At 69.9% G+C, this 20,773-nt stretch carries 17 protein-coding genes; 8 read left to right on the top strand and 9 right to left on the bottom strand.

Translation table 11 applies throughout. The features are described 5' to 3' along the window. Positions 1-200 precede the first annotated feature (200 nt). Together MCHT01_RS22765 and MCHT01_RS22760 are read left to right on the top strand one after the other, a co-directional pair. The gene (locus tag MCHT01_RS22765) at positions 201-1,082 is read left to right on the top strand and encodes a D-amino acid aminotransferase (protein ID WP_067069210.1); all 882 of its coding nucleotides are present in this window, start codon (positions 201-203) and stop codon (positions 1,080-1,082) included. A 24-nt stretch (positions 1,083-1,106) separates the two neighbouring features. Continuing rightward, a complete protein-coding gene (locus MCHT01_RS22760; RefSeq protein ID WP_067069207.1) occupies positions 1,107-1,397 on the top strand; it encodes a DUF493 family protein in 291 nt (96 codons plus the stop codon). A 7-nt stretch (positions 1,398-1,404) separates the two neighbouring features. Here the strand turns inward: MCHT01_RS22760 and MCHT01_RS22755 are convergent, their stop codons facing one another. Then, positions 1,405-2,184 (bottom strand): tetratricopeptide repeat protein, encoded by a 780-nt coding sequence (locus MCHT01_RS22755; RefSeq protein ID WP_067069205.1) that lies wholly within the window; start codon positions 2,182-2,184, stop codon positions 1,405-1,407. 61 nt (positions 2,185-2,245) lie between these two features. On the opposite strand from MCHT01_RS22755, the gene lipB reads away from it, so the two are divergent. The 3 genes from lipB to MCHT01_RS22740 all read left to right on the top strand — a co-directional run bounded on the left by lipB (position 2,246) and on the right by MCHT01_RS22740 (position 4,786). Then, positions 2,246-2,914, top strand: coding sequence for a lipoyl(octanoyl) transferase LipB (gene lipB, locus MCHT01_RS22750; RefSeq protein WP_067069202.1), 669 nt, complete (start codon positions 2,246-2,248; stop codon positions 2,912-2,914). A gap of 31 nt (positions 2,915-2,945) precedes the next feature. Beyond that, the gene (gene lipA / locus MCHT01_RS22745) at positions 2,946-3,956 is read left to right on the top strand and encodes a lipoyl synthase (protein WP_067069200.1); all 1,011 of its coding nucleotides are present in this window, start codon (positions 2,946-2,948) and stop codon (positions 3,954-3,956) included. A 212-nt stretch (positions 3,957-4,168) separates the two neighbouring features. Beyond that, a complete protein-coding gene (locus MCHT01_RS22740; protein WP_067069197.1) occupies positions 4,169-4,786 on the top strand; it encodes a hypothetical protein in 618 nt (205 codons plus the stop codon). A gap of 31 nt (positions 4,787-4,817) precedes the next feature. Here the strand turns inward: MCHT01_RS22740 and MCHT01_RS22735 are convergent, their stop codons facing one another. From MCHT01_RS22735 to MCHT01_RS22695, 8 genes are all read right to left on the bottom strand, one after another. Beyond that, complete coding sequence (locus MCHT01_RS22735; RefSeq protein WP_148661681.1) at positions 4,818-6,344, bottom strand: efflux transporter outer membrane subunit; 1,527 nt, start codon at positions 6,342-6,344, stop codon at positions 4,818-4,820. Between the two features lie 24 nt (positions 6,345-6,368). Continuing rightward, the gene (locus MCHT01_RS22730) at positions 6,369-9,533 is read right to left on the bottom strand and encodes a multidrug efflux RND transporter permease subunit (RefSeq protein ID WP_067069194.1); all 3,165 of its coding nucleotides are present in this window, start codon (positions 9,531-9,533) and stop codon (positions 6,369-6,371) included. Further along, positions 9,530-12,736: an MdtB/MuxB family multidrug efflux RND transporter permease subunit gene (locus tag MCHT01_RS22725; RefSeq protein ID WP_084453250.1), complete on the bottom strand. Its 3,207-nt coding sequence runs from the start codon at positions 12,734-12,736 to the stop codon at positions 9,530-9,532. The genes MCHT01_RS22730 and MCHT01_RS22725 overlap by 4 nt, the downstream gene beginning before the upstream one ends. 21 nt (positions 12,737-12,757) lie before the next feature. Beyond that, a complete protein-coding gene (locus MCHT01_RS22720; protein WP_148661680.1) occupies positions 12,758-14,437 on the bottom strand; it encodes an MdtA/MuxA family multidrug efflux RND transporter periplasmic adaptor subunit in 1,680 nt (559 codons plus the stop codon). Between the two features lie 332 nt (positions 14,438-14,769). Next, the gene (locus tag MCHT01_RS22715) at positions 14,770-15,279 is read right to left on the bottom strand and encodes a TlpA disulfide reductase family protein (RefSeq protein WP_067069192.1); all 510 of its coding nucleotides are present in this window, start codon (positions 15,277-15,279) and stop codon (positions 14,770-14,772) included. A gap of 143 nt (positions 15,280-15,422) precedes the next feature. Then, positions 15,423-16,592, bottom strand: a complete 1,170-nt coding sequence (locus tag MCHT01_RS22710) for an ATP-binding protein (protein WP_067069189.1) — start codon at positions 16,590-16,592, stop codon at positions 15,423-15,425. 561 nt (positions 16,593-17,153) lie between these two features. Then, a complete protein-coding gene (locus tag MCHT01_RS22700) occupies positions 17,154-17,924 on the bottom strand; it encodes an alpha/beta fold hydrolase (RefSeq protein WP_067069184.1) in 771 nt (256 codons plus the stop codon). Further along, positions 17,921-19,186, bottom strand: a complete 1,266-nt coding sequence (locus MCHT01_RS22695) for a CaiB/BaiF CoA transferase family protein (RefSeq protein WP_084453248.1) — start codon at positions 19,184-19,186, stop codon at positions 17,921-17,923. The genes MCHT01_RS22700 and MCHT01_RS22695 overlap by 4 nt, the downstream gene beginning before the upstream one ends. Positions 19,187-19,256: 70 nt before the next feature. Between MCHT01_RS22695 and MCHT01_RS22690 the strand changes: the two genes are divergently transcribed. From MCHT01_RS22690 to MCHT01_RS22680, 3 genes are all read left to right on the top strand, one after another. Beyond that, positions 19,257-19,802, top strand: a complete 546-nt coding sequence (locus MCHT01_RS22690; protein WP_067069181.1) for a hypothetical protein — start codon at positions 19,257-19,259, stop codon at positions 19,800-19,802. Positions 19,803-19,955: 153 nt separating this feature from the next. Next, a complete protein-coding gene (locus tag MCHT01_RS22685; protein ID WP_084453247.1) occupies positions 19,956-20,432 on the top strand; it encodes a PTS sugar transporter subunit IIA in 477 nt (158 codons plus the stop codon). A 10-nt stretch (positions 20,433-20,442) separates the two neighbouring features. After that, positions 20,443-20,712, top strand: coding sequence for an HPr family phosphocarrier protein (locus tag MCHT01_RS22680; protein WP_067069179.1), 270 nt, complete (start codon positions 20,443-20,445; stop codon positions 20,710-20,712). Positions 20,713-20,773: the final 61 nt, after the last annotated feature.

The raw sequence follows: 20,773 nt of genomic DNA, 5'->3' as shown, positions 1-20,773 counted from the left end.
TGCGATGAGGTCGCTTCCAGGAGCGATCGCTTGACGGCTTGATCGAGCGATCGCTCGATGTCCGCGCCGGCCCTTCGGGGCCGGCTTTGTTTTGCGCCGGCCAAGGCCCCTCGCTTGCCGGGGTTGGCGGGCCGGGCCAGCGGCGTACAGTCGATGGCCGGGTCGCGACGATTCTTTCCATGACGCCACGGGAGCCCGCGATGACGATGCCCTGGACCGATCTGCCCTGCTACCTGAACGGCCACCTCGGCCGCCTCGGCGATGCCAAGGTGCCGGTGATGGACCGCGGCTTCCTCTTCGGCGACGGCGTGTACGAGGCCATCCCGGTCTACGGCCGACGGCTGTTCCGCGTCGAGGCCCACCTGGACCGCCTGAGCCACAGCCTGAGGTCGCTGCGCATCGAGGACCCCTACGAGCGCGAGGCCTGGCTGGACCTGTTCCACAGCCTGGTGGCGCACCTGCCGGAGGTCGAGGACCAGACCATCTACCTGCAGGTCACGCGCGGCGTCGCCCCCCGCGATCACGCGATGCCCAGGGACATCGAGCCCACGGTGCTCGCCTACACGCAGCCGCTGGTGGCGATCAGCGCGGAGAAGCGACATCAGGGCCTGGCCTGCGTGACCGCGCGCGACTTCCGCTGGCAGCGGGGCGACATCAAGAGCACCTCGCTGCTGGGCAATGTGCTGGCGCGGCAGATGTCGGCGGACCAGGGCGCGGACGAGACGCTGCTGATCCGCGACGGCTTCCTGACCGAGGGCTCGGCGAGCAATGTGTGGGTGGTGCGCGACGGCGCGCTGCTGACGCCCCCTCCGGGGGAGCTGCTGCTCGAGGGCGTGCGCGTGGGCCTGCTGCGCGAGTTCTGCGAGGAGCTGGGCATCGCCTGCAACCTGCGCCCCATCGCCGAGACCGAGCTGACCACGGCCGACGAGATCCTGCTGACCTCGGCCAGCAAGGAGATCGCGGCGGTGACGCGGCTGGACCACGAGCCCGTCGGTCATGGCGCGCTGCGCGGCAAGCCCGGGCCCGTCTATTCGAAGCTCTACGAGGCCTACCAGCGGGCCAAGCTCTTGCAAGGCCGCTGATCGCCCCTATTTGAATTTCCCATCATGACCCACTACACCAACGCGCCGATCCCGCCCGAGCAGTCGCTCATCGAGTACCCCTCGCAGTTCCCCATCAAGGTGATGGGGGCGCATGTCGAGGGCTTCGTCGAGGCCATCGTCAGCGTCGCGCGACAGTTCGATCCGGCCTTCGATGCCGGGACCGTCGAGCAGCGCCCGAGCAAGGGCGGCAACTACCTGGGCGTGACCATCACGGTCACGGCGACCAGCCGCGAGCAGCTCGACGAGCTGTACCGCACGCTCACGACCCACCCGATGGTGAAGGTGGTCCTCTGAGCGAGGCTCACACCGCGCCGGCCGCGGCGGCGATCGCGTCGTCGACGGCCTTGAGCTTGTAGGGCGCCGCCTCGTCCCCGTTGCGCGCGGCGATGTCGTACCAGTAGCGCGCTAGGCGCAGGTCCCGGTCCACGCCCAAGCCCGTCTCGTACATCGACGCGATCAGGTATTGCGCGCCGACATCGCCGCCCTTGGCCGCCTCGCGGTACCAGGTCGCGGCCTGCGTCGGATCCTTTTCCGCCCCTCGACCCAGATAGAACGCGGTCGCCACGGCGACCTGCGCATCGACGCTGCCGTGCTCGGCGGCCTTCAGATACCAGGACTGGGCCTGGACCAGATCGGGCTTTCCGTCCTCGCCCTGCTCGTGATACGAGCCCAGCGCCAACTCCGCGCGCACCAGGCCGCGTCCCGCGGCGCGCACCAGCAGCTCCCGGGCCAGCTTGAGATCGGGCCGGGACACCTCGCCGCGCAGATGCATCATGGCCAGGTTGTAGTCGCCGAGTGGCAAGCCGCGCTGGGAGAGCGTCCGGAACTGACGCTCCGCCCGCAGCAGGTCGCCGCGCTCGTAGGTGTCGAGCGCCTGTTCCAGTGTGAGGCCCGTGGCGGGTGCCGAGGCGGCGGCCTTCGACGACGGGACCGCCGTCGCGTTTGTCGTCGCCGTCATGGTCGCCGTCGCCGCATGGACGGCGGTCGCCCCGAACGCTGAGCCGAGCCCCGCGAGCGCCAGTCCGAGGCCAAGTCCGAGGGCGAGCACCGATGGGGTGAAGGCGGGGATGCGGCGCGACATGGCGCACTCCTGAATGTCCGGATGCGGGCGATGCTAGGCCCATCGCGGCTAGCATGCCGGGATGCTGATCAAGACCCTGGGCCGCGTCGACTACGCGGCCACGCTGGAGGCGATGCGCGCCTTCACCGACGCCCGCGGCCCCGACACCCCCGATGAACTCTGGCTCTGCGAGTTCGACCCCGTCTACACGCAGGGGCTGGCGGGGCAGGCCGATCACGTGCTCGATGCCCAGGGCATCCCGGTCGTCCAGACCAACCGCGGCGGCCAGGTCACCTATCACGGGCCGGGCCAGGTGGTCGCCTATCCGCTGATCGACCTCAAACGCCTCGGCATCTTCGTCAAAGAATACGTCTTCCGCCTCGAAACCGCCGTCATCCAGACGCTGGAGGGTTTCGGCGTGACCGGTCACCGGGTGGCCGGCGCGCCCGGCATCTACGTGCGGGTGGACGATCCGGGGGCGCATGCCGCCCTGACCGGGCCGGCCGATCCGGCGGACCCGTTCCGGGGGCTGGGCAAGGTCGCGGCGCTCGGGATCAAGATCAGCCGGCACTGCACGTACCACGGCGTGGCGCTGAATGTCGCGATGGACCTGAAGCCCTACCTGGGCATCAATCCGTGCGGCTACGCAGGGCTCCAAACGGTGGACCTCGGTACACTCGGGGTTTTCACGGACTGGGCCACGGTGGCCCAGCGGTTCGCTGAACGGCTCGCCGCGCAGCTGGAACCCTGAGGCCCGACCACGGCAACCGAGAGAACGCCTGATGGCAACCGAAAACGTCACCCACGAAGCCAAGAGCGCGTCCGACTACGACGCGACCGCCAAGCAGAAGGCCCAGGCCAAGACGGCGCGGATCCCGATCAAGATCGTGCCCGCCGAGCAGCTGAAGAAGCCCGACTGGATCCGCGTGAAGGCGGGCTCCCCCAGCACGCGCTTCTACGAGATCAAGCAGATCCTGCGCGAGCACAAGCTGCACACGGTCTGCGAGGAAGCCTCCTGCCCCAACATCGGCGAGTGCTTCGGCAAGGGCACGGCCACCTTCATGATCATGGGTGACAAGTGCACCCGCCGCTGCCCGTTCTGCGACGTCGGCCACGGCCGGCCGGATCCGCTGGACGTGGACGAGCCGCTGAATCTGGCCAAGACCATCGCGGCGCTGAAGCTGAACTACGTCGTGATCACCAGCGTGGACCGCGACGATCTGCGCGACGGCGGCGCCGGCCACTTCGCCGAGTGCATCCGCAAGGTGCGCGAGCTGAGCCCGCTGACGCAGATCGAGGTGCTGGTGCCCGACTTCCGCGGCCGCATGGACCGCGCGCTGGACATCCTGAAGGCCGCTCCCCCCGACGTGATGAACCACAACCTCGAGACCGCGCCGCGCCTGTACAAGGAAGCGCGTCCGGGCTCGGACTACCAGTTCAGCCTGAACCTGCTCAAGCGCTTCAAGGAAGCGGTTCCGGGCGTCCCGACCAAGAGCGGCATCATGGTCGGCCTGGGCGAGACCGACGAGGAGATCCTCCAGGTCATGCGCGACATGCGCGAGCACAACATCGACATGCTGACGATCGGCCAGTACCTGGCGCCGTCGGGCCACCACCTGCCGGTGCGCCGCTACGTGCACCCGGACACCTTCAAGATGTTTGAGGAAGAGGCCTACAAGATGGGCTTCACCCACGCCGCCGTCGGCGCGATGGTGCGCTCCAGCTACCACGCCGACCAGCAGGCCCACGCCGCGTTGGAGAAGGCGGAAGCGGAGAAGGCTTCGGCCGCCTGACAGGCGCTGCGCGCAATGAAGAGAACGGCCGCTCACGCGGCCGTTTGCATTTGTGCGAGCCGGCTCAGGCGTTCGAACGACCGCCCCATCGCGCTCCCTGGCAGTCACTAGCAATCGTGACGCGGGGGCGCGCTTCAGCCTAGGGAGATGCGGAGTTTGACCGCGTCGCTAGCATCGGCGCTCGCTGTCAAGGTAATCACAGGGAGAAGACCATGCGTAGGAAGGTTTGCGCCTTTTTGGGCGCATTGGTGTTGGCGATTGCGGCAAGCCATGCGAACGCGGTGGTCGTCACTTTCGACGATCAAAACCCCGGCATTTTCGGGGAGCCTTTGCCCGACGACTATCAGGGGCTGATCTGGAACAACTTCGGCGCGGCCAACGCGACGGGAATCCCCTCCGGCTATTGGGCCGGGCAGGTGAGCGGGCATGTGGTCGCCTACAACCGCAGTGGAGCGACGGCACAGATCCTCTCACCGTTGGCGTTCACGTTGAACGGTTTCTACATGACTGCGGCCTGGATGGACGGTCTGGTCGTCTCGATCATCGGTTCGTACCAGGGACAGGTGCTGTACTCGACCCAACTGATGCCGTCCGCGACGGCTTCGAATTACTACCTGTTGGATTGGGTCGGCGTCGACAAGATCCGTTTCGAGTCGATCGCCGATGCCGGCGTTCATCCGGGCTACACGGACGGATCGGGGCGCCATTTCGCCATCGACAACTTGAGCTACAACGAAGCGCTCACCGTCCCCGAGCCGTTCACTCTGGCTCTGTCCCTGATGGCCCTAGGCGCCGCGATCGCTGCTCGTCGACGGACGACCACGGCCTGAGCGCCTGTCCGACGAGTGGATCAAGGCGGGCTCAAGCCGCCGACCACCGTCCCGCGATGTTCTTCAGCAGCAGGTTGATCGCGGCCAGTTGGCGGTTGCGGACCGACAGCAGCGAGGCTTCCGCGGTGAACGCGCTGTTCTGCGCGGTGGTGACCTCGAGGAAGGACACGGTGCCCGCGCGGTACTGGTCGGTGACCAGCTCGAGGTTGCGTTGCGCCGACTCGACCGCCTCTTGCTGCAGCTTGGCTTCCTCGCGCAGGTGGTCGGCCAGGATGAGGTTGTCCTCGACCTCCTGCAGCGCGGTCAGCACGGTCTGGCGATAGGTCGAGGTCGCGACCTCCGCGCTGGTGCGCGCCTGCGCGCTCGCGAGCTTGCGTTGGCCGCCATCGAAGATGGCTTGCGCCAGCGACGGGCCCAGCGACCAGAACAGATTCGGCGCCGTGAGCAGATTCGACAGCGAGCTGTTGCGATAGCCGCCGCTCGCCGACAGCGTCAGCGACGGGAAGTAGGCCGCGTCCGCCACGCCGATCTGCGAATAGGCCGTCGCCACGCGGCGCTGCGCGGCCGCGATGTCGGGCCGGCGCTCCAGCAACTGCGAGGGCAGCAGCGTCGGCACCTCCGGCGGCCTGGGCAGCGTCGCGCTCCTGGACACCTCCAGCGCCGACGGCGGCAATCCCAGCAGCACCGCGATTGCGTGCTCCAGCTGGCCGCGCGTGGTGCGCGTCTCCAGCAGCTGCGCCTGGGCCGTGCGCAGCTGCGTCTGCGCCTGCAGCACGTCGCTGCGCGCGGCGACGCCGCTCTGATAGCGCGCCTGCGTCATGTCGAGGAAGCGCTCATAGGACTTCACGCTGCGCTCGTAGAGCGCCTCCTGCGCCTCGGCCGTGCGCAGCGAGAAATAGCTCTGCGCCAGCGTCGCCTGCGCGCTCAGCCGCGCGGCGGCCAGATCGTCGGCGGTCGCCTGCAGCGTGCTGGTCGCGCCCTCGCTGGCCAGTCGCAGCTTGCCCCACAGGTCCGCTTCCCAGCTGGCGTTCAACGAGGCCTGCACGCTGTTGGTCGGTCCGCGATTGATGGCGCCGTTGGTGACGTTGCCGTCCGGGCTCGCACTGCGCGAGCCGGAGAGTCCGGCCGACAGCGTCGGGAACAGCGCCGAGCGGCTGGCCTCCAGCGCGGCGCGCGCGCCGGCCACCTGCGCGACGGCCGCCTTCAGGTTCTCGTTGCCGATCACCAGCTTGTGCTGGAGATCGTTCAGCACCGGATCGTCGAACAGCGTCCACCACTGCTCGGGCACGACCTCGGCCGTGCCGGGCTGCGCCTTCTTCCAGAGTCCGTCCTCCTTGAACTGCGCCGGCGCGGCCACCGGGGCCGGCGGGTCGACGCGCGTCACCGCGCAGCCGCTCATCAGCGCGATCAGCAGCGCCGCGGCGGCGACGCGGGTGACAGGGCCGGGCCGCGGTCCGAGGCGGCTAAGCGGCGCGGCGTCGCGCGGCACGGGCAGGTCGCGTCCGTCGCGGTCATCGCGCACCGCGAGGGACGAGCGGCGGGAGGGGGTCGAGGTCATCGAATGCATCGAGGTCGGCATGTTTCAGCCTTGCAGGGTCGGAGCCGCGGGCGGCTCGGGATTCATCGGGGTCGCGGCGCGGTCGGCCCGGCGGGCCTTCCTGGCCGCGCGGCGGCGCATCACGCGCTGGCGCAGCCGCTCCATCATCACGAAGACCACCGGCGTCGTGTACAGCGTGAGCAGCTGGCTCAGGATCAGCCCGCCCACGATGGCGATGCCCAGCGGCTGGCGCAGCTCCGCGCCGTCGCCGCTGCCGATGGCCAGCGGCACCGCGCCGAAGATGGCCGCGAAGGTCGTCATCAGGATGGGCCGCAGTCGCAGCTTGGCCGCGCGGAAGATCGCCGCGCCCGCCGTCAGGTGCGCCGTGGTGCGCTGTCGGGCGATGGCGAAGTCGATCATCATGATCGCGTTCTTCTTCACGATGCCGATCAGCAGGATCACGCCGATCAACGCGATGATCGAGAACTCCGTGTTGAACATCATCAGCGCCAGCAGCGCCCCCACGCCCGCCGAGGGCAGCGTGGACAGGATGGTCACCGGATGGACCAGGCTCTCGTAGAGCATGCCCAGCACCAGGTAGATCGCCACGATCGCCGCCAGGATCAGCATCGGCTGCGACTTCAGCGAGTCCTGGAACGCGTTGGCCGTGCCCGAGAAGGTCCCGCGCATCGACACCGGCACGCCCAGCTCCGCCATCGCGTTGTTGATCGCGTCCGTGGCCTGCGACAGCGACACGCCCTCGGGCAGGTTGAAGCTGATGGTCGAGGCCGGCGTGCCGCTCTGGTGATTGACCGACAGCGGCGTGTTGGTCGTCTCGAAGCGGCTGAAGGCCGACAGCGGCACCTGCGCGCCCGAGCTGCTCAGCACGTAGAGCTTGCGCAGCGTCTCCGGTCCCTGCAGATAGGGCGAGGCCAGCTCCATCACCACGCGGTACTGGTTCAGCGGGTTGTAGATCACGCCGACCTGGCGCTGACCGAAGGCGTTGTTCAGCGTCGTGTCGATGGTGCTCACCGTCACGCCCAGCCGCGCCGCGGCCTCGCGGTCGATCACCAGCGAGGTCTGCACGCCCTTGTCCTGCTGGTCCGTGTTGACGTCGGTCAGCTCGTTCAGGTTGGAGAAGGCGTTGCGCACGCGCGGCTCCCATTCGCGCAGCACGTTGAGGTCGTCGGCCTGCAGCGTGTACTGGTACTGCGCGTTGGCCTGCCGCCCGCCGATGCGGATGTCCTGCACCGGCACCATGAACAGATTCGCGCCGGGCTCGTGCGACATCTTGTCCCGCAGCCGCGCCACCACCTGGTCCGCCGAGACCTTGCGCTCCTTCAGCGGCTTGAGCGTGATGTAGAAGTTGGCGCCGTTGCGCTGGCCGCCGCCGGTGTTGCCGTTGACGTTCTCCACCGCCGGATCCGACAGGATGATCTCCATGAAGCGGTCGACCCGCTTGCGCATCATCTCGAAGGAGCTGCCCTGGTCCGCCTGCACGCCGCCGATCAGCACGCCGGTGTCCTGCTGCGGGAAGAAGGTCTTGGGAATGATCCCGTACAGATGCACGTTCAGCGCGATCACCGCCACCAGCGACAGCAGCGCCACCGGCTGATGCCGCAGCGTCCACATCAGCGAGCGCCGATAGCCGCGCGCCAGCCCGCGATTGAAGCGACCGGCCGCTCGCGCGAACCAGCCCTTGCGGCGGGTCGCGCCGGGCTCCGGTTCCTTGCGCGCCTTGAGCACGCGCGAGGCCATCATCGGCGTCGTCGTCAGCGACACGATCATCGACACCAGGATGGCGGAGGACAGCACGACCGCGAACTCGCGGAACAGGCGGCCCACGACGCCGCCCATCAGCAGGATGGGGATAAAGACGGCGATCAGCGACAGGCTGATCGAGATCACCGTGAAGCCGATCTCGCGCGCGCCGCGCAGCGCGGCCTCGACCGGCTTGAGGCCTTGCTCGATGTAGCGGGTGATGTTCTCCAGCACCACGATCGCGTCGTCGACGACGAAACCGGTGGCCACCGTCAGCGCCATGGCCGACAGGTTGTCCAGGCTGTAGCCGCACAGGTACATCACGCCGAAGGTGCCGGCCAGCGACACCGGCACCGCCACCGCCGGCAGCAGCGTCGCGCGCCAGCTGCGCAGGAACAGCAGCACGACCAGGATCACCAGTCCCACCGCGATCGCCATCGCGCGCTGCACCTCGTCGAGCGAGGCGCGGATCGTGGGCGTGCGGTCACTGATGACCTTGAGCTCGATGGCCGGGGGAATCGAGGCCTGCAGACGCGGCAGCAGCTCGCGCACGCGGGCCACCGTCTCGATGATGTTGGCGCCGGGCTCCTTCTGGATGAACAGCAGGATCGCCGGCTGGCCGTTGGACGCGCCGTAGTTGCGCACGTCCTGCACCGAGTCCACGACATCGGCCACGTCGCGCAGCCGCAGCGCCGCGCCGTCGCGATAGGACAGCACCACCGGCGCGTACTCGGCCGCGGTGCGGGCCTGGTCGTTGGCGCCGATCTGCCAGTAGCGGCCGGAGGCCTCGACCGAGCCCTTGGGCCGATTCGCATTGGTGTTGGTGATGGCCTGCCGGACCTGGTCCAGCGAGATGCCGTTGGCCGCCAGCTTGTCCGGATTGAGCTCCACCCGCACCGCCGGCAGCGCGCCGCCGCCGACGTTGACCTGACCCACGCCGCTGACCTGCGCCAGGCGCTGCGCCAGCACCGTCGACGCGGTGTCGTACATCTGGCCGCGCGTCAGCGTCTGCGAGGTCAGCGCCAGGATCATGATCGGCGCGTCGGACGGGTTGACCTTGCGGTAGGTCGGATTGCTGGGCAGGCCGGAGGGCAGCAGCGTGCGCGCGGCGTTGATCGCCGCCTGCACGTCGCGTGCCGCGCCGTCGATGTCGCGGCTCAGGTCGAACTGCAGCGTCACGTTGCTCGAGCCCAGCGAGGAGCGCGAGGTGATCTCGGTCACGCCGGCGATGCTGCCCAGCGCGCGCTCCAGCGGCGTGGCCACGGTCGCGGCCATGGTGTCGGGGCTCGCGCCCGGCAGCGAGGCGGACACCGAGATGGTCGGGAAGTCCACCTGCGGCAGCGGCGCGATCGGCAGGAAGTGATAGCCCAGCAAGCCGGCCAGGGCGACGCCGATCGTGATCAGCGTCGTCGCCACGGGTCTGGCGATGAACGGCGCCGAAATGTTCATGACGACTCCCCGGGCGCGGCGCCCGACGGATCGGCGACCTGCGGCGCATCGGGGCCGCGGTGTTCGTGCGCGTCGCGCTCGGTCTGCTTGCGCGCGCGATGCGCCTTCCAGCGCAGCGACAGGCGCGCGAAGCCCAGGTAGATCACCGGCGTGGTGAACAGCGTCAGCAGCTGGCTCACGATCAGGCCGCCGACCATGGTCACGCCCAGCGGATGGCGCAGCTCATGGCCGACGCCGGTGCCCAGCATCAGCGGCAGGGCGCCCAGCAGCGCGGCCATGGTCGTCATCAGGATGGGGCGGAAGCGCAGCAGCGAGGCCTGGTGGATCGCGGCGCGGGGCTCCAGGCCCTGCTCGCGTTCGGCCTCAAGCGCGAAGTCGATCATCATGATCGCGTTCTTCTTGACGATGCCGATCAGCAGCACGATGCCGATGATCGCGATGATCCCCAGGTCCAGCCCGCCCAGCAGCAGCGCCAGCAGCGCGCCCACGCCCGCCGAGGGCAGCGTGGACAGGATGGTCACCGGATGGATGTAGCTCTCGTAGAGCACGCCCAGCACGATGTACATCGTGACCACCGCCGCCAGGATCAGGAAGAGCGTGCTCGACAGCGAGTTGCTGAAGGCCTCCGCCGCGCCCTGGAAGCTGGTCTCGACGCTGATGGGCAGATCGAGATTGGCCTGCTCCGTCTTGATCGCCTTGACCGCGTCGCCCAGCGCCACGCCGGGCGGCAGGTTGAAGGAGATGGTCGCGGCGGGGAACTGCGCCACGTGGTTGATCGCCAGCGCGGTCGGGCGCTCGACGATGCGCGCGACCGAGCTCAGCGGCACCTGCACCGTCGTGTTCACCGTGTTGCCGGCGGCGTTGGTCGTCGCCGTGCTGCCGGGCACGTACAGGCCGTCCAGCGCGCGCGGCCCGTTGCGGAATTCGGGCGCCGCCTCCAGCACCACGCGGTACTGGCTGGACTGGGTGTAGATGGTCGAGATCAGGCGCTGGCCGAAGGCGTTGTACAGCGCGGTGTCGATGGCCGCGACGGTCACGCCCAGACGGCCGGCCGCCTCGCGGTCGATCTGCACCCAGGCCTGCAGGCCCTGGTTCTGCAGATCGCTGGCGACGTCGGCCAGCTGCGGCAGCTGCTTGAGCCGCTCCAGCAGCGCGTCGTTGGCCTTCTGCAGGTCGCCGGAATCGGGCGAGCTCAGCAGGAACTGGTACTGCGTCTTGGAGACGCGGTCCTCGATGGTCAGGTCCTGCACCGGCTGCATGTAGGCGGTGATGCCGGCGACCTTGCGGTTGGCCTCGTTCAGGCGCGCGATGATCTCGGTCGCCGACGCGTGCCGCTGCGCGAAGGGCTTGAGCGTGATCTGCATGCGCCCGGTGTTGAGCGAGGCGTTCGCCCCGTCCACGCCGATGAAGGACGCGATGTGGTCCACGTCCGGGTCTTCGAGGAAGACCGCGGCCAGCTTCTGCTGGCGCTCGCTCATGGCGTCGAAGGAGGTGCTCTGCGTGGCCTCGGTGATGACCTGCAGCAAGCCCGTGTCCTGCACCGGGAAGAAGCCCTTGGGCACGATCACGTAGAGCAGCGCCGTCAGCGCCAGCGTCGCGGCGAAGCCCAGCAGCGTCAGCACCGGGCGGTCCAGCACCCAATCGAGGCCGCGGCCGTAGGCCTGGATCATGGCCTCGAACTTGTCGCCGAACCAGCTGCCGAGCCGCGAGTGCTTCTGCTCGGTCTCGGGCTTGAGCAGGCGGGCGCTCATCATCGGCGTCAGCGTCAGCGAGACGAAGGCCGAGATCAGGATGGACACCGCCAGCGTGATCGCGAATTCATGGAAGAGCCGGCCCACCACGTCGCCCATGAACAGCAGCGGGATCAGCACCGCGATCAGCGAGACCGTCAGCGAGATGATGGTGAAGCCGATCTGCTTGGAGCCCTTGAAGGCGGCCTCCATCGGCGAGTCGCCTTCCTCGACGTAGCGGGCGATGTTCTCGATCATCACGATCGCGTCGTCGACGACGAAGCCGGTCGAGATGGTCAGCGCCATCAGCGTCAGGTTGTTGATCGAGAACCCGGCCAGGTACATCACGCCGAAGGTGCCCACCAGCGACAGCGGCACCGCGACGCTGGGAATCAGCGTGGCGCTGCCCGAGCGCAGGAACAGGAAGATCACCGCGACCACCAGCACGATGGCCAGCAGCAGCTCGATCTCGGTGTCGTCGACCGAGGCGCGGATGGTGGTGGTGCGATCGGCCAGGACCTGCACGTCGACCGAGGCCGGCAGCGTCCCTTGCAGCTTGGGCAGCAGCGCCTTCACGCGGTCGACCGTCTGGATCACGTTGGCGCCGGGCTGGCGCTGCACGTTCAGGATCACGCCGGGCGTGGTGTCGGCCCAGGCCGCGAGCCGCAGGTTCTCGGCGTCGTCGACGATCTCGGCGACGTCGCTCAGCCGCAGCGGGTTGCCGTTCTTCCAGGCAATGATCAGGTTCTGGTACTCGGCGGCGGAGCGCAACTGGTCGTTGGCGTCGATGGTGGACGCGCGCTGCGAGCCGTCGAAGCTGCCCTTGGCCTGATTCACGTTGGCCGCCGCGATGGCGCTGCGCACGTCGTCCAGCGACAGGCCCAGCGCGGCGAGCGCGCGCGGATTCGCCTGGATGCGCACGGCGGGCCTGCGGCCCCCGGCGATGCTGACCAGACCGACCCCGTCCACCTGCGACAGCTTGGGCGCGAGGCGGTTCTCGACCAGGTCATGGACCTTGATCACCGGCAGCGAGGGCGAGGTCACCGCGATGGTCAGCACCGGCGCGTCGGCCGGGTTGACCTTGCTGTAGACCGGTGGCATGGGCAGGTCGCTGGGCAGCAGGTTGCTGCCGGCGTTGATGGCCGCCTGGACTTCCTGTTCGGCCACGTCCAGCGACAGGCCCAGCGAGAAGCGCAGCGTGATCACCGAGGCCCCGCCGGAGCTCGACGAGGTCATCTGGCCCAGGCCCGGCATCTGGCCGAACTGGCGCTCCAGCGGCGCGGTGACGGTGGTGGAGATGACATCGGGGCTCGCGCCCGGATACAGCGTGGTCACCTGGATGGTCGGGTAGTCGACCTCGGGCAGCGCCGACAGCGGCAGCAGCCGGTAAGCGAGCAGGCCGGCCAGCAGGATGGCCAGCATCAGCAGCGAGGTCGCGACCGGCCGCTCGATGAAGGGACGTGAGGGATTCATGGACGTGGACCCGCTCGACGATCAGTTGCCGCCCGAGGCCTGGCGCTTGGCGCGCTCGGCGCGGCGTTCGGCGATCCAGGCCTCGCGCTCGGCCGGGCTCATCTTCATGACCTTCTCCTGCACGTCCGGCGGCAGACGGTCCAGCCAGGCCGGACGCTCGCCGCCCGATTGCAGCGCGTCGTTGCGCGCGGCCGCGGTCGGCGCGCGCTCGGCGGCGTCGCCCGGATTGCCGGAGTCGCCGGTCTTCCCGCCGCGGCCCTGGCCGCCCGGGGACGAAGCGCCCGAGGCGGCGCGGCCCGCGCCCCAGGCACCGCTGGCGCCGCCGCCGGGCGCGCTCGCGCCGCGACCGCGACGCGGCGCCGCGTTGGCGCCGGCGCGCTGCTTGGGATCGTTGGCGATGACCTCGACCTTGGCGCCTTCGCGCAGACGGTCGACGCCGTCGATGACGACGCGTTCGCCCGGCTCGATCTTGCCGTCGACGGCCATCCAGTCGCCATCGACCGCGCCGGTCTGCACGACACGCGTGTTCACGCTGTTGTCCGGATTCACGACGTAGACGTAGAAGCCCTGCGAGCCGCGCAGCACCGCCGCGGCCGGCACGGCCAGGCGGTTCTGCTCGGTGGTGAGCTGCAGCTTCACGCTGACCGATTGGTTGGGATAGAGCGCGTCGTCCTGGTTGGGGAACAGCGCCTTGAGCTTGATGGTGTCGGTCGCCAGGTCGATGGCGTTGTCGGCGGTGGCCAGCTTGCCGGTGGCCAGGCGGGTCTTGCCGTCGCGGCTCCAGGCCTCGACGACCATCGCGGTCGAGCCCTTGAGGCCTTCCGTGATCTGCGGCAGCAGCGCCGACGGGACGGCGAAGGTCAGCGCGATCGGGCGGGTCTGCGTGATGCTGACGATGCCGTTGGTGTCGCCGGTCTGGACCACGTTGCCGATGTCCGCCTGCTTCAGGCCGACGCGGCCGCTGATGGGCGCCAGCACCTTGGTGTAGGTCACCTGCAGACGGGCGCTGTCGACGGTGGCCTGGTCGGCCTTGACCGTGCCCTCGAGCTGATGGACCGTGGCCTGCTGCGTGTCGACCTGCTGGCGCGCGATCGCGTCCTTGGCGAGCAGGTCCTTGTAGCGGGCCAGGTCGATGCGGGCGTTGTCCAGCGTGGCCTTGTCGCGGGCGAGCTGGCCCTCGGCCTGCCCCAGCGTGGCCAGGAAGGCGCGCGGGTCGATCTGGGCCAGCGTCTGGCCGGCCTTGACCTGCTGGCCTTCGGTGAAGTGGATCTGCTGCAGCACGCCGCTGACCTGCGCGCGCACGACGGCGGTGTTGGAGGCGGTGATCGTGCCGATGGCCGAGGCCGTGTGGCGGATGTCCTGCAGCCGCGCCGGCAGCACCGAGACCGGCTGCACGCGATTGGCCGCGAAGCGTCCGCCGCCGGGGCCGCGGCCGCCTGCGCCGCCGGGACCGGCTTGTCCACCGGCGCCGCTGGCCGCGCGCGCGGGGCCGCCCGCGGCGCCGGCATCGGCGCGTCCCTTGAACCACCACCAGCCGCCGGCCGCCGCGGCCAGCACGACGATCGCCAGGATCCAGGGCGTCGCGCGACCGTGCTGTCGATTCGAGCGTGCCTGTCGGCGCGAGCGCGCTTCGGTGGACATGCTGGACGCGGCAGCGGCGCCGGACACCGGCGGACGGGGCAGGATCTTGTTCGTGTTCATTCGGACTGGCGATGAGGCCCCGGTGAAGGGCCGGGTCGGACGCCGCGAAGGCGTCGCCGCCGGAAGGCCGGGCGATGCGCTCGCGAGTGCGGAGATCGAGGACTGCGTGGTACTGCTCGGCAGACGGGCCACCGGCTCGCCGCGTCACCGTCAGGGCGCGCGGTCGGCTGGGCATGTCGACACCGTAGTATCCGGCGACAGCAGGGTGGTGTCGGCGGCGAAAAGAATCGCAAAGCGGGGGGAGTAACCCGCGGAATCGCGACGGGCGACCATGAAAAATGCCGCTCGTGAGCGGCATCGTGCGAGGGGTGGAATCGGCTGGGTGCCGGAAGTCAGCTCTCCGCGAGCAGCTTCTCGATCGTGCCGTGCAGCGCGGCGAAGTCGGGCTCGCCGACGAAGCGCTTGACGATCTCGCCGCGCTTGTTGATCAGGAAGGTCGTCGGGGTCAGCTGGACCTTGCCGAAGCGCTTGGCCATCTCGCCGGTGCTGTCCATGGCGACACCGAAGGGGAGGGCGCGGGTCTCGGCGTAGTTGGCGACGTACGCGGGCGGGTCGTAGCTCATCGCGATGGCCAGCGTGTCGAAGCCCTTGTCCTTGTACTTGTTGTACGTGGAGATGACGTTGGGCATCTCCTTGACGCAGGTGGTGCAGGAGGTCGCCCAGAAGTTGACCAGCATCACCTTGCCGGTCCAGGCCTGGGTCGAACTCTTGTGCGTGCCGTCGAGCAGCACGTAGTCGATGCTCGGGGCGGCCTCGGGCTTGAGCCCTTCGTAGGCGAGACCGGCGCCCGCACCGATGGCGGCGACCAGCAGGAGGAGTCCGGACCAGCGAGGCAGCTTCATGGCGCCGGAGTGTAGTCCCCGGCCAAAAGCCCCGCCAGGGCCGGGATCAAGGCCGACGCGCCGGTCGGGCGAGCGTCGCTCGACGGGATTCCCAGGGCCCAGCCCGATCGATCCCGGGGACTCCCGGGCCGGCCGGCGGCCGCTCAGAGCGCCTTGGACAGCTCGAACAGCAGCACCGAGGGCAGGGCGTCGGGCAGGTTCTGGCGCGAGATGCGCGCCATGCGGTCCGGGGTGGCGGTGGAGAGCTGGGTCTGCTGCTCCCCGTCGCGGACCTCGATGAAGCTGAAGTTGGGCACCTCGGCGGTGATGTCGGCGTGCAGGCGCTCGAACGAGGCGTCGCGCAGCGACTGCTCGAAGGCGATGCCATGCGGCAGGCCCTCCTCGCAGAACTGCAGGGCTTCGTCCATGGAGGCCACGGCGTCGATGATCAGGCCCATGTGGCGCACGGCGCCCTGGATCTCCTGACGGATCTCGCGGCGCGGGGACACGATCAGCAGATGGCAGCCCGCCAGTGGCTTGGAGCTGTGCGAGGGCTGCGGGTCCTCGAGCTCGGGCCGATCCGGGCGCGGTTGCGGTTGAGGGGCGGCCTGCAGGCCCGGTTCGTCGCCGACGGTGTTGGCGAACTCCAGGGTCAGCATGGTGATGCCGGCCTCGTCCTCGCGCAGTGGCAGCACGCCCATGGTCAGGGCGGTCTGCTCGATCAGGCGCCAGGTCAGCGAGTTCAGCGCCTCGGGCGCCTCGGCGATCGCGGAGGCGGGGGCGGTGCCCAGGTCCAGCGAGCGATGCGCGAAGCGGCACATCAGGCGCGCCTTGGCCGGCCACGGGGTCAGGTCCAGCCGCATCTCCAGCGAGGAATGCGTGTTGGCCAGTGCCCAGTCCATCACCGCGTTCAGCAGCGAGAACAGCAGCGAGGCGTCGGTCATGATCTCGATCGGCTGCAGCAGCTGGCGGATCTGGATGCCCCGGGCCTGGGTCTCGCGGCTGCGCTGGGTCAGGACGCCGCGCAGCACCTGCGTCAGGTGCACGCGCTCTCGGGACAGGCGCAGGCGGCCGGAGGCCAGGCGCGAGAGCTGCTGGCTGACCATGCCGGCCTCGCGGGCCTGGGCGACGGCGTCGCGCAGGGAGCGCAGCCCTTGGCGGTCGATCTGGCCGGTGCTCATGAGCTGGTTCACCCGCTCCAGCGCAGCGCTCAGCGGCCCGGCGATCTCGGCGCCGAGTTGCTGGACGATGTCGCCCCATTGCGAATCGCTGGGGCGCTGCGCCATGTCGTTGGCGGCCAGGGCGGCGGCCGACTGGGAAGGCGGGGTGGACATGCTCTCTCGTCGTTTTTGTAGGCCCTCGGCGGATTGCCGGGGCCTGGGAGCGCCATGGTTCCAAGCTGTAACAACCCCGGCCATCCCGTGAGTCGGGGGCGCGGCCCCACCTGCCTGAATGCCGTGAAATGGCTCACGGTTGGGGGATGGGTCGGGGCGAATTCCGGACGGTGGTGGCGAGGGCATGCCGGGGCGGGGCAAATCGCCCGCCTGCCGTCAGGCGCCGTGGGGGACCGAGTGGCTCCACCCTCCCACCCTCACCCCAGCCCTCTCCCGCCCTGCGGGAGAGGGAGCAAGAGGGAGAGGCGGCGCAAGTGGGAGAAGCGGCGCAAGAGGGAGAAGCGGCGCAAGAGGGAGAAGCGGCGCAAGAGGGAGAAGCGGCGCAAGAGGGAGATGCGGCGCAAGTGGGAGAAGCGGCGCAAGAGGGAGAAGCGGCGCAAGAGGGAGATACGGCGCAAGTGGGGACGCAGAGTGAGAGCCGGTCCCGCTCATGGGAAGGCAGCGCGCCTCCCGACTCCCTCGCCCGCTTGCGGGAGAGGGCTGGGGTGAGGGTCTTCGGGCTCAGCCGCCCGCGCGCTGCCGGTCGGCCAGCATGAGCAGCCGCTCGGTGAGCGCCTCCGGCGCCGAGACCATCACCTGATGCCCTGTCGGGATCTCGAACAGCTCCCATCCCGGCTGCGCGCGCGCCCGCTCGCGCGCCGCGGCGATGGTGAGCAGGGCCGGACGGTTGCAATCGATGAAGGTCCTCGGGCGCGCCAGCCATGCGGCCTTGTCGAAGCTCAGCGGGCTGTCATACACCCCGCCCGGTTGCGGCCGCTGGCAGCGCATCATCCAGTCGAAATCCGCCGGCTTGAGTCCCATGCCATGCGGCTCCGTGACCGGCAGGTGCCCGAACTCCGCGATCAGCGCGCGGCGCTGCGCCTGCGTCTCCGGGGTATGGCGGCTGGACCAGGACTCGCCCGGCTCCGGCACCACCGCGTCCAGATAGACCAGCCTTGCGATCCGTTCCGGCATCTGATCCGCCACCCCGGTGATCACCATGCCGCTGTAGCTGTGGCCGACCAGCAGCACCTCGGTCAGCTCCTCGCATTCGATGACCGCCTTCACGTCGTCGATGTGGGTCTGCAGCCGGATGCCGTCCTGCGGCTGATGCGCGCGCTCCCCGACGCCGCTCAGCGTGACCGGGAAGACGCGATGTCCCGCCGCCCGCAGCGGCGCCAGCACGCGCTTCCACGCCCAGGCGCCCAGCCAGGCGCCGTGCACCAGCACGATGGCGGTGCCGCCATTCCCGGCCGAGGGGCCGGCGCGTCCTTCGTCCTGATCGGTGCTCATGCGATGACCCCTTCCTTGCGCCAGGCGGCGATCGCGTCGGGACCGTGGCCCAGCTCGCCCAGCACCTCGTCGGTGTGCTGTCCCAGCATCGGCGGGGGCAATCGGTAGGCCACCGGCGTGCCCGACAGCTTGATCGGGCTGGCCACCACGCGCAGCCCGTCGCTGAGCGGGTGATCCATGGGGACCACCATGCCGCGGTGCCGCACCTGAGGATCCTCGAACACCTCGCTCAGATCGTTGATGGCGCCGCCCGGCACCTTGGCCGCCTCCATGGCCTCGAGCCAATGGTTGCGCGGCTGCGCGGCGACGCGCTCGGCCAGCAGCGGGACCAGTGCCTCGCGATGCCGCACCCGCTGGGCGTTGGTCGCGTAGCGCGGGTCCTTCGGCAGCTCGGGCAGGCCGAGGATCTCGCAGAACTTGATGAACTGGCCGTCGTTGCCGACCGCCACGATCAGATGGCCGTCGCTGGCCTGGAAGACCTGGTAGGGGACGATGTTCTGATGCGCGTTGCCCATCCGGCGCGGCGCCACGCCGGTCGTCAGGTAGTTGGCGCCCAGGTTGGCCAGCATCGCCACCTGCGTGTCCAGCAGCGCCATGTCCACGACCTGGCCCTCGCCGGTCGCGTCACGGTGGCGCAGCGCGGCCAGGATCGCGACCGTCGCGTACATGCCGGTGAACAGGTCGGCCACCGCCACGCCCACCTTCTGCGGACCGCCGCCGGGCAGGGTGTCGCGCTCGCCGGTGACGCTCATCAGGCCGCCCAGGCCCTGGACCGCGTAGTCGTAGCCCGCGCGGTCGCGATAGGGCCCGGTCTGCCCGAAGCCGGTCACCGAGCAGAAGATCAGCCGCGGATTCACCGCCCGCAGCGCGGCCGCGTCCAGCCCGTAGCGCGTCAGGTCGCCGACCTTGTAGTTCTCGACCACCACGTCGGCCCGCAGCGCCAGCTCACGGATCAAGGCCTGACCCCGCGGGCTGGCGATGTCGATGGCGATGGAGCGCTTGTTGCGGTTGGCGCCCAGGTAGTAGGCCGCCTCGGCCGTGTCCTGGCCGTCCCGGTCCTTCAGATAGGGCGGGCCCCAGCCGCGGGTGTCGTCCCCGCCGGGGTGACCGCCCTGGGGCGGCCGCTCGACCTTGACGACGTCGGCGCCCAGGTCGGCCAGCGTCTGCGTGCACCAGGGACCGGCCAGCACGCGGGAGAGATCCAGAACGCGCACGCCCTGCAGGGCCATGGCGGAGGGACGGGAGGGGTTCGCTTCGCTCATCGGGGCATTGTGGGCCAAGCCCTTCCGGCATGGCCCCGGGCTTGTGCGAGCCGCCGCCCATAATCGCCCGATGCCCGCCCCGACCCCGCGCCCCGTCATCCCCCCGCTCGCGACGATCGCGCTGGCCGCCACGATCGCGCTGACGGCCTGCAGCCCCGCGCTGAACTGGCGCAAGGTGCAGCCCGAGGGCGCGCAGCTGGAACTCATGTTCCCCTGCAAGCCCGAGCGCGAGGAACGCGCCCAGCCCGGCCCCGCCGGACAGCCCGTGACGCTGCGCACGCTGAGCTGCAAGGCGCAGGGAGGCCAGTACTCGCTCACCTGGACGGACTTGGGCGACACGGGGGCGACCTCCACCGCGATGCGCCGCATGCACGAGGGCCTGGCGCGCCGGCTGGCGCCGGGGGCCTCGGCGCCGCTGGGCGTGCGCGGCATCGACAGCGACCCGGAGGCCTTCCAGCAGGTCTTCGAGCATCGACCCGGCCAGCCCGCCCAGCAGGTCCGGCAGGCCGTGTTCTCCCGCGGCGGCCGGCTGTACCAGCTGCTCCTGCAGGGCGAGCGGGCGGATGCCGCGGCCTGGGACGTGTTCGTCGGCTCGGTCCAGTTGCCGCCGACCTGAGGCCGTCGCCTCCTTCGGGCCTCCGGCCGGTGCCCGGCGCGCCGGCGACGCGGGGCGGCCGGTCCCCCCGGGGCGCGACCGCTGCCCTCCCCGCGATCACGGGTTTGTGCGAGCGCCGCCCCCGCTCTGCTGCGCCGCACGATAATGCGCCCCATGTCCGGCCTGCTGTTGATTGCTCACGCCCCGCTGGCCACCGCGCTCAAGCAGGTGGCCGAGCACACCTTCCCGCATTGCTCGCTGCAGCTGAGCGTGCTGGACGTGACGCCGGACATGAACGCCGACGATGTCGAGTCCGCCGCCCGCGCGCTGATCGACGCCTCGGCCCATGCGCAGACCCTGGTGCTGACCGATGTCTACGGCGCCACCCCGACCAATGCCGCGCTGCGCCTGCAGGGCGAGCAGGTGCGGGTGGTGACCGGCGTCAACGTGCCCATGCTGTGGCGCTCGCTCTGCTACGCGGGCGAGAGCCTGGACGCGCTGGTCCAGCGCGCCACGCAAGGCGGCGCCCAGGGCATCCTCTGCGACCAGCCCGCCTGCGCGCCGCCGCCCGCGTCCTGTTCCGCCTCGGTGAAGGCGGTGGCCCCGGCCGCCGCGGCATCGACACCCCTGACCCATCCCCCCACGCCCTGACCACGCCCTCATGATCAAGACGACGCTCACCATCAGCAACAAGCTGGGCCTGCATGCCCGTGCATCGGCCAAGCTGACCAAACTGGCGGGGAGCTACAAGTCGGAGGTCTTCATGAGCCGCAACGGCCGCCGCGTGAACGCCAAGAGCATCATGGGCGTCATGATGCTGGCCGCGGGTCTGGGCTCGGAGGTCGAGCTGGAAGTCGCCGGCGAGGACGAGCAGACCGCCCACGACGCGATCACCGCGCTGGTCAACGACAAGTTCGGCGAAGGCCAGTAAGCGCCTCGCCGCTCGCGCTACCGGCGCGAGCGAACTCCCACGCGCCGGCCCCCGAGGCCGG

The organism is Mitsuaria chitosanitabida ATCC BAA-476 = NBRC 102408 (assembly GCF_001598255.1).
Lineage (GTDB): Bacteria > Pseudomonadota > Gammaproteobacteria > Burkholderiales > Burkholderiaceae_C > Roseateles > Roseateles chitosanitabidus.
The sequence above is the reverse complement of the archived record's forward strand: the minus strand, read 5'-3'. Positions and strand labels throughout refer to the sequence as shown.